7 protein-coding genes are annotated in these 8,840 nt (G+C 66.6%); all 7 read left to right on the forward strand.

What is annotated here, in order from left to right; translation table 11 throughout:
* On the forward strand, positions 1-637 hold a 637-nt coding region (gene tagH, locus EOA38_RS19515; protein WP_189434751.1), incomplete at its 5' end, for a type VI secretion system-associated FHA domain protein TagH.
* Positions 638-640: 3 nt separating this feature from the next.
* On the forward strand, positions 641-1,093 hold the full coding sequence (gene tssJ, locus EOA38_RS19520; RefSeq protein WP_126095510.1) for a type VI secretion system lipoprotein TssJ: 453 nt from the start codon (positions 641-643) through the stop codon (positions 1,091-1,093).
* Positions 1,094-1,130: 37 nt separating this feature from the next.
* The gene (tssK, locus tag EOA38_RS19525; protein WP_127299989.1) at positions 1,131-2,465 is read left to right on the forward strand and encodes a type VI secretion system baseplate subunit TssK; all 1,335 of its coding nucleotides are present in this window, start codon (positions 1,131-1,133) and stop codon (positions 2,463-2,465) included.
* Positions 2,466-2,469: 4 nt separating this feature from the next.
* Positions 2,470-3,798 carry a type VI secretion system protein TssL, long form gene (tssL, locus tag EOA38_RS19530; RefSeq protein ID WP_127299990.1) on the forward strand — a complete coding sequence of 443 codons (1,329 nt, stop codon included), beginning with the start codon at positions 2,470-2,472 and terminating at the stop codon, positions 3,796-3,798.
* Positions 3,798-7,337, forward strand: coding sequence for a type VI secretion system membrane subunit TssM (tssM, locus tag EOA38_RS19535; protein ID WP_127299991.1), 3,540 nt, complete (start codon positions 3,798-3,800; stop codon positions 7,335-7,337). The genes tssL and tssM overlap by 1 nt, the downstream gene beginning before the upstream one ends.
* Positions 7,319-7,861 (forward strand): type VI secretion system-associated protein TagF, encoded by a 543-nt coding sequence (gene tagF, locus EOA38_RS19540; protein ID WP_127299992.1) that lies wholly within the window; start codon positions 7,319-7,321, stop codon positions 7,859-7,861. The genes tssM and tagF overlap by 19 nt, the downstream gene beginning before the upstream one ends.
* Positions 7,861-8,840: DUF2169 domain-containing protein (locus tag EOA38_RS19545; protein WP_127299993.1), on the forward strand; the 980-nt coding region annotated here is incomplete at its 3' end. The genes tagF and EOA38_RS19545, both read left to right, overlap by 1 nt.

Here is an 8,840-nt window from a genome sequence, read left to right on the forward strand (position 1 = left end):
TCCTCCGCCGCCGCGCCCCGCCCCTGCTCCCAAACCGCCCCGTCCGGCGCACGCGGCACCCGCTACGGAGATGGCGCTTCGTGCCGCGTTCCTGCGCGGCATGGGTGTCGAGGAAGCCGATTTCCCCGGCCGCGATCCGGTCGTCGAAATGGAGAAGTTCGGCCGCGAATACCGGCTGATGCTGGAAGGGCTGATGCAGCTCCTGCGCAAGCGCGCCGAGGAGAAGGGAAGCGCGCGTGTCGCCCAGACGATGGTCGGAGCTTCCGAGGTCAACCCGCTCAAATTCCTGCCGACGGCCGAGGATGTCATCGTCACCATCATCTCGGAGCGCAGCCCGGGCTTTCTCTCCGGCGAGGCGGCGATCTCCGATGCGGTGCGCGACCTCGCGCAGCACCATGTGCGGGCCTGGCGGGGCGTGCAGGCGGCGCTGCGGCGCATGATCGACCGCTTCGATCCGGCGGCGATCGAGGAAGAGCTGAAATCCAATTCCGCGATCGGCAATCTGCTTTCGGGCGGGCGCAACGCCAAGCTGTGGGAGCTTTACCAGAAACGCCATCGCGACATCGCCCAGAGCGCGGAATCGAGCTTTCTGGGCGAAATCGGCGCGGACTTCAGGGATGCTTACGAAGAGGAGTAGGACATGATCGACAGACGCGAATTCATCGTTGCCCTCGGCGCGACGGGGCTGCTTGCGGCTTGCCAGAGCGGCCCGCCGAAACCATCGGTTATCTCGGTCAATGTGAGCGGTGGCGCCGGCATGAATCCGGGACCGGGCGGCGGCGACAGGCCGGTGACCGTGCTGGTGATGCGGCTCGCCAGCACCGGAAAGTTCAATTCGGCCGACTATTTCGCGCTGCAGGGCGACGCGGGCTCGGCGCTCGGCGCCGATCTCATCGGCTCCGACTCAATCTCCGTCGCGCCGGGAAAGACCGCGGCCAAGACCATCACGGTCGAGCCGAACGCGACGGCGCTCGGCTTCGTCGCGCTGATCCGCGAGCCTGGCGGCAGGAACTGGCGTACGACCAAGTCCGTGTCACCGGGGTCGAAATTCACCATCAATGTCAGCCTCGGCAGCGGCGGTATTTCCGCCTGACGGCCAGACAACAGGCAGCAGTGCAGAGAGCAGCAGCATGAGCGACGCAAACAGGGTGCTGTGGTCCGAGGGGCTCTTCTTGAGGACCCAGCACTTCCAGCAGCAGGACCGGTTCTTCGAGGCGATGGTGCGCGGCACATTGCAGGCCGGCCAGCTCCACACGTTCGGCTTCCAGCAACTGACGTTCGATCAGTCGCTGCTCGAGGCAGGCCAGATCTCGATCGTGTCCGCCCGGGGCATTTTCCCGGACGGCACGCCCTTTTCCATCCCGGAGCTGATGGACGCGCCGAAGCCGCTGCCGGTGACGGCCGACACCGGCGCCGGGCCGGTGCTGGTCGCCCTGCCGCTCGAGCCGCCCGGCGGCGTCGGTTTCGACCCGGCGCACGCGGCGTCGACCGGCGCGCGCTATCACGGCAAGATCGTTTCGGTGCGCGATGCCGTCCAGGGCGGCTCCGACCCTGAAGAGATCGAGATCGCGCGGCCGCAGGCAGTGCTGCTCGCACCCGGCAAATCGGTCGGCGGCTACACCGCGCTGCCGATCGCCGACATCAAGGGTGTTCGCGCCGACGGCGGCGTTTCGCTCGACGAGAGCTTCCTGCCGCCGACGTTGATCACCGGCGCGGTCGCCTGGTACCGGCAATTGCTGCAGGAAGTCGTCACCGGCCTCGACCAGATCGCCGAGGCCCACGGCAAGATGGTGATGGGCGGCCCCGGCCGCAGCGTCGAGGACCTCCTGATGCTGCATCTCGCCAATGCGGCGCGGCCGCGGCTCGCGCACATGCTGACGCAGGACGTCTTCCATCCGGCCGAGCTTTATCTCGAGCTTGCCGGGCTGGCCGGCGAAATGGCGACCTACGGTTCCAGCGCGCGCCGGCTCGGCGAGTTGCCTGCCTACGATCACATGGCGCCCGGGCCGGCCTATATGGCGCTTGCCGACGCCTTGCGCTCGCTGATCCTGAGCCTGCGCTACATCGAGCCGAAATCGCGCGCGCTGCCGGTCATGCGGCACGCGACCAATGTCTGGAAGGTGCGCATCGACAATCCGAAGCTTCTGGTCGCCAGCCGCATCGTCATCCGCGTCGGCTCCGAGTTGTCGGAGGACGCGCTGCGCAAGATCTTCGTCAACCAGGCAACCGTGGGGTCGGCCGACCAGTTCGAGGGGTTGTGGAAGTCGCGCCTGCCCGGCATTCCGCTGAAGCCGCTGCATTCGCAGCCGCGCGAGATCCCCTATGACGGCGACCGGCTGTGCCTGGAACTGGATCAGAAGAGCGAGCATTGGGCTTCGCTGCTCGACGCCCCCGGTTTCGTCATCGGCGTTTCCGGTGTCCTGCCGAGCGAGCCGCAGGTCGACTGCTATTCGGTGAACAGGTGAGGCCATGAGCCGGGATGATCCCTTCGGACTGTCGGAGGATCGCGAGCGCACGCGCATCAGGCTGACCGGCGCGTCGCCGCGGCCAATGGCGCCGCTCACGCCGGGCGCGCCGGTGAAGCGGGCGCGTGCGCACCCCAATACGCTGATCAATACATTCGCGCCGCTGCTCGAATTCGCGCCGGAGCTTGAAAGCGCGCTGGCGCCCGAGAACCCGGAGGTGCTGCGCACGCGCCTGCTCGACGAATTGGTCCGGGCGCGCGATGCCGCGATGGCGGCGGGATCCTCACTGGAGCGGGCCGACCAGGCCGCCTGGGCGGTGGCGGCGCTGCTCGACGATCTTGCGCTCAACACGCCCTGGGGCGGCGCCAGCGCATGGCCGCGCCAGCCGCTGGTGGTCATGCTGCGCGGCGACGTCGACGCCGGCACGCAGTTCTTCTCGCGTCTCGACGAACTGGAGCGGCATCCGAACCGCGACCGCGAAATGCTGGAGCTGCAATATTACTGCCTGGCGCTCGGCTTCCGCGGCAAATATCGCGTGCCCGGCCGCGCCGGCGACCGCTCGCTCAACGCCGTCCGCGTCGCGGCGGCGCGCTTCCTGCGCAACGCCGACGCCGAAGACGCGCCGCTGTCGCCGCATTGGAAAGGCGTGACCGCCTCCGACGAGCCGCAGCGCTTCATCGTGCCGATCTGGGTGATGGCGCTGGCGGCCGTGGTCATTGCCGCCGCAACCCATATCGGCCTTTCGATGGGGCTGAGCAGCCAGGCCGTCGAGCTCTCCGCTCTGGTCCACGCGCTGCCGCCGCCGCAGCGCGCGGATGTCGCGCGCGCTGCGCCCAAACCCGACGCTCCCGAACCCGAGCCGCCGCAGCCGGTCGATTTCGCGTTGCTGCCGGAATTCAAGGCCGAGGCGCCGGACAGCCTCAAGGGAGCGCTGAGCGGCACGGAGAGCGTGTCACTGGCCAAGCTGGTCATCCAGTCTTCCAACCCCGAGCTGTTCCAGTCGTCGCGGCCAACGCTCACACAAGGCTACGAGCCGCTGGTCGAGTCGATCGCCAAGGTGATCCTCGCCAATCAGGAGCTGATCGGAAACATCACCGTCGTCGGCCATACCGACAATGTGCGCCTGCAAAGGTCGAATCCGCTTTCGACCAACCAGCGGCTCTCGGAAGCGCGCGCCGAAACCATCGCCACCCTTCTGGTGCAGGCCGGCGTGCCGCAGGAGCGCATCCATTCCGAAGGCCGCGCGGAGACCGATCCGGTGGCCGACAATTCGACGCGCGAGGGCCGGGCGCTCAACCGGCGCGTCGAGGTGCTGGTTGAGAAGAGGCTGTGATGTTCATCCTGCGCTTCCTCTGGGCCGTTCTGACCTCGCGCTTCCTTTGGACGCTGATCGGCATCGCGCTGTTGTCGCTGCTGATCTGGGTGTTCGGCCCGATCGTTCAGGTCGGCCCCTATGCACCGTTCGAATCCGACAATGTGCGCATCGCCATCATCGCCGGACTGATCATCCTTTGGCTGATCTGGGTGATCGTCGCCCAGCGCCGCGCGATCCGCGCCAACCGCATGTTCGTTGCCGAGATCGCGGCACCCGTGCAGGAAAAGCAGCTCACCCCCGGCGAGGAGAGCGTCGCCGCGGTCGGCGCCAAGTTCGGCGAGGTCATGGCCGAGCTCAAGCGGCGCAAGCTCGGCGGCCGCAAGTTCCTGCGCGAGATGCCGTGGTATGTGATCGTCGGTCCGCCGGCCACCGGCAAGACGACGGCGTTGCGCCAGTCCGGGCTCAACTTCCCGATCGACCTGACCGATGACCTGCAGGGCGTCGGCGGCACACGTAACTGCGACTGGTTCTTCTCGGAGACCGCGGTGCTGATCGACACCGCCGGCCGCTACGTGCAGCAGGAAAGCCAGCCCGATGTCGACGCCACCGAATGGCTTGGCTTCCTCGATCTTCTGAAGAAGCATCGGGGCCGTCGCGCGCTCAATGGCGTCATCGTCACGCTGTCGATCGATGCGCTCTCGGAAGGCGACGAAGCCATCAAGGCGCATGGCCGCAAGATCCGCCGCCGGCTGGCGGAGCTGAACGACCGTCTCGAAATCCGCCTTCCCGTCTATCTGATGCTGACCAAGGCCGACCTGATCAAGGGGTTCGAAGCCTTCTTCGGCGGCTTGTCGACCGCCGCGCGCGAGCAGGTCTGGGGAACGACCTTCCCCCTCGACGCGCGCGTCGACGCCAAGGCAATAGAAAACGAGCTCGCCGCGCTCGCCACTGAGCTGGAGCGGCGGCTGGTGCCGCGCCTGGAGGACGAGGACAAGCTTGGCGCGCGCGCCGAGATCTTCCGTTTTCCGGCTCAGCTCGCCAGCCTTTCCGAGCCGATCCAGGTGCTGATCGAGGCGATGTTCGGCGAAAGCCGTTACGAGGAAGCCGCCTGGCTGCGCGGCCTCTACCTGACATCGGCGACCCAGGAAGGCGCGCCCATCGACCGGCTGACCGCGGCGTTGTCCTCCTCCTTCGGGCTGCCGCCACGCCGCGCCATGCTTTCGCCACGCGTCGAGAAGCGCAGCTTCTTCCTGCGGAATCTTTTGACCGAAGTCATCTTCAAGGAAGCCGGCCTCGGCACGTTCGATCCGCTGGCGCAGCGCCGCCGCGCCTGGATCTGGCGCGGCGCGGCCACTGCCTGCGCGCTCGTGGCCCTGCTCGCCGGCGGACTGTTCACCTGGTCCTATCTCGACAACCGCAATGCGATCACCGAGCAGGCCGGCCAGTTCGAGGCGCTGCAGGCGCCGCTGACCGACGTTTCCGCCGCGCCGGCATCCGTGGAGCAGCCGACGATGGATGGAGCGCTGGCCGCGATGGATGCGATCGCAACGGCCCGCACCGCGCCGCCGGACGCACCCCACAACCTGCTTGGCCCGACCGCCTCGGCGGAGCTCGTGCGCGCCCAGACCGACACTTACGACCATGCGCTGCGCAACGTGCTCGAGCCACATATGGTGGCGCTCCTCGAGGCCACGATGTGGCGGCAGATCCGCGACCCGGATTTCATGCTCGGGGCGCTCAAGACCTATCGCATGATGACGGGCCTGTCGCAGATGGACCCCGACTTCGCCCAGAACTGGTGGGCGAACAGCCTGCCGGAATTCGCGCCTGCCCCGCCCTTCCCCACGGCGGACGCCGAAGAGCATCAGCTTGCCGCGATCCGGCGCATGGCGGTCGACGACAGCTATATCGCCCCGGACAAGGAACTGGTGGCCGAGGCGCTGAAAACGGTGTGCACGATCTCGCTGCCGGAGCGCGCCTATAAGCAGCTTCTCGCCGACCCCGAAGTGGCGGCCGTCAAGGAATGGGTGCCCGCCAATTTTGCCGGACCGAACGGCGCCAAGGTGTTCGCGCGCCGCTCCGACAAGACGCTGCGCGTCGGCGTTGCCGGAGCCTTCACCTATGCCGGCTTCCATGACGCCGTTCTCGACCGGGTCGAGGATGTGGCGGCGCAAGCGGCGCTCGATCGGGCGGTGTTCGCCGGCGGCTGTTCGGAGAACTCCGAAACCTCGGTCTCGGCGCTCTCCGAGGACATTCTGAAGCTCTATTACGACGATTATATCGCGCAGTGGGACAGTTTCCTGCGCGACATGCGGCTGGCCCCACTGAGCGACCTCAACGTCGCCAGCGAAAATCTCAAGGATCTTTCGAGCGCCGATTCCGCGTTGAAGCGGCTGCTGAAGGCAGTCGTCCAGGAGACTGACCTGACCCGGTCCGACGAAGCGCCGGCCGACGACAAGGGCGGCGCCGCGAAGACCGGCTCTAAGCTCTTGAGCAAGCTCGGCAAGCTGGGCAAGGTGGTGAAGACGGGAGCGAAATTACTGCCCCGCGCGGGCTCGGCCGATCAGGTCGACATGACCGGCAGCCTGGTGGCCGCGCACTTCAAGCCGCTCAAGGGCACGATCGCAGAGGTCGATGGCCAGCCGCCGGCGCTCGACGCGGCCGTGGTGGCGCTGACGGCGCTGTCCAACGTCTTGCAGACAGTGACCGCCAATCCCAACCCGCAGGACGCCATCAAGAAGCAGGGCGGCCTCGCCGAACTGACGGGCGCGGTCGCGAGACAGGCGCAGATCCTGCCCTCCCCGATCAATGACTGGCTGGGCGGGATTGCCGGCGATACAAGCGGCCTCTCGCAAAAGGCCGTCACCAACGAGCTCAACGCCATCTGGCGCGCGGACATCCTGCCCTTCTGCCAGGCCGCGCTCAACAACCGCTATCCCTTCAGTCCCGACAGCGCGGTCGACGTCAACGTGCGCGATTTCCAGCGCCTGTTCGGGCCGACCGGGCTGATAGACGCCTTCATCAACGATCATCTGATCAACTATGTCGACACCGCCAGCGAGCCCTGGAAATGGCGGGCGGATTTCGGCCTCGATCCCGCGGCGCTGGCGGCGTTCGAACAGGCAAGGCACATCCGCGACGACCTGTTTCCCGGCGGCACCGGCCCGGTCATGAACTTCACGCTGGAGCCGAAGGACCTGTCGCCCAACGTGGCGCGCGTGACGCTCAACCTCGATGGCCAAAACCTCGTCTACTACAACAACGCGACAAGGCCGCAGCCGATGACCTGGCCGGGCAAGGACGGGACCGGCGTGATCTCGCTCGCCTTCCAGCCGGTCGACGGCTCGCCCGAGGTGATGCTCAACGAGACCGGCAGTTGGGCATGGCTGAGGATGCTGCGCGGCGGCAAGTTCAATGGAACCAAGCTCACCGACGTCTACAGCCTGCGGCTCGGCACGAAAGGCATGTATGCCGATTTCGAGCTCAAGGCGGCCAGCGTCGAGAACCCGTACACGCTCGAGATGTTCAAGAAGTTCACATGTCCGCCGCAGATATGAATATACCCGGCTTCTACGGCAAGATACCGGCGACAGGGGATTTCGTGACGCGGCGGCTGCCGGCGGATTTCGTGCGCGTCTGGGACCGCTGGCTGGCGCAGCATGTCGTGCCGCTGTTCGGGCTCGAAGCCTGGCCGACGGATACCGCCTTGCGCTTCGTGGCCGGCCCGGCCTCCTTCGGCGCATCGATGGGTATCGTCGTGCAGAGCGCCGACCGGGTGGGGCGGCAGTTCCCGCTGAGCATCGTCGCGCGGCTTGCCGAGGCGCCTCTCAAGCTGGCCTATGCCGATGCGTGGTTCGAAGGCGTCGAGAATGCGGCGCTTGCCGCGCAACGGGGTGAACTGACGCCAGATGAATTGGATTCGGCGCTGGCCGCCCTGCCCGCGCCGCCCATCGACGAGGATGGCGATGTCATAGACGACCTCGTCATGTGGACCGCGCGCACGGATATTTTCGACGTCGATCCGCAGGCGCCGCAGCCGGCGCTGGAGCGGATCTTCGCCGCGAGTTGGGAGACGAGCTGATGCAGATCTGGAACCAGATGGGCTATCCGCACCAATTCACCATGGGTATGGACAAGGCCGGCCATGAATGGCTGGTCGTGGTGGTGAAAGGCACGTTCGACTTTCCGTCGAAACCGGGCGGGCTGGTGCAGAAGTCGGCAGAGCAGGTTCCGCTGGTCATGGCTGATACCCAGACCGGGGTGCCTGGCTATTCGGCGACGCTGTGGGAGACGGACTTCGCCTTCCGCAAGCCGCGCTGCGATGTGATTGCCAATGGCTGCGCCTATGCACCGGGTGGACGCCCGGCGGAGCGCGTGCCGGTCGGCATCAAGGTCGGCAACTGGTCGAAGCTGTTCGAGGTCGTCGGTCACCGCGAATGGCGCGCAATCGGCCCGGTGTTCACCGCGACCGCGCCGCAGCCCTTCCTGAAGTTGCCGATTTCCTACGATGTCGCCTGGGGCGGTGTCGACCGGCTAGACCCTGAGGACACCCTTCCCGCCAGCTACAAATACAACCCGGTCGGCACCGGCTGGTCGCGTACCAAGAACCAGCGTCTCATCCCAGGCCTGCGGCTACCGAACACGCAAGCTGTCAACGAGGAAATCCGCTCGCCCTTCGGCGACTACAAGCCGATGAGTTTCGGACCGATGGGCCGCGGCTGGCCCGGCCGCATCGAGTTCGGCGGAACGTATGACCAGAACTGGATTGACAACGTCTTCCCGTTCTTGCCTGAGGATTTCGACGAGCGCTATTTCCAGATGGCGCCGCCGGACCAGCAGATCGACCTGCCGCGCGGTGGCGAGGAGGTGGTGCTGGTGAACCTGACACCTGAGGGACGTGTGAGCTTCCGGCTGCCCTCAACGGCGCTGCCGATCACCTTGTTCAAAGGCAATGAGAAGTCGTTGGAGGCGAGCGTCTCTCCGGACACGATCCTGCTCGACCCGGAGAACCGTCGCTTCTCGCTCGTATGGCGCGTTTCGCAGCGCATCCACAAGACTAT

It is taken from the genome of Mesorhizobium sp. M1E.F.Ca.ET.041.01.1.1, assembly GCF_003997355.1.
GTDB lineage: Bacteria > Pseudomonadota > Alphaproteobacteria > Rhizobiales > Rhizobiaceae > Mesorhizobium.

Excerpts from the sequence above, each read along its gene's own strand:
- tagF (WP_127299992.1), top strand. The coding sequence starts at position 7,319 with ATGTCCGCCGCAGATATGAATATACCCGGCTTCTACGGCAAGATACCG.
- tssM (WP_127299991.1), top strand. The coding sequence starts at position 3,798 with ATGTTCATCCTGCGCTTCCTCTGGGCCGTTCTGACCTCGCGCTTCCTT.
- tssJ (WP_126095510.1), top strand. The coding sequence starts at position 641 with ATGATCGACAGACGCGAATTCATCGTTGCCCTCGGCGCGACGGGGCTG.
- tssK (WP_127299989.1), top strand. The coding sequence starts at position 1,131 with ATGAGCGACGCAAACAGGGTGCTGTGGTCCGAGGGGCTCTTCTTGAGG.
- tssL (WP_127299990.1), top strand. The coding sequence starts at position 2,470 with ATGAGCCGGGATGATCCCTTCGGACTGTCGGAGGATCGCGAGCGCACG.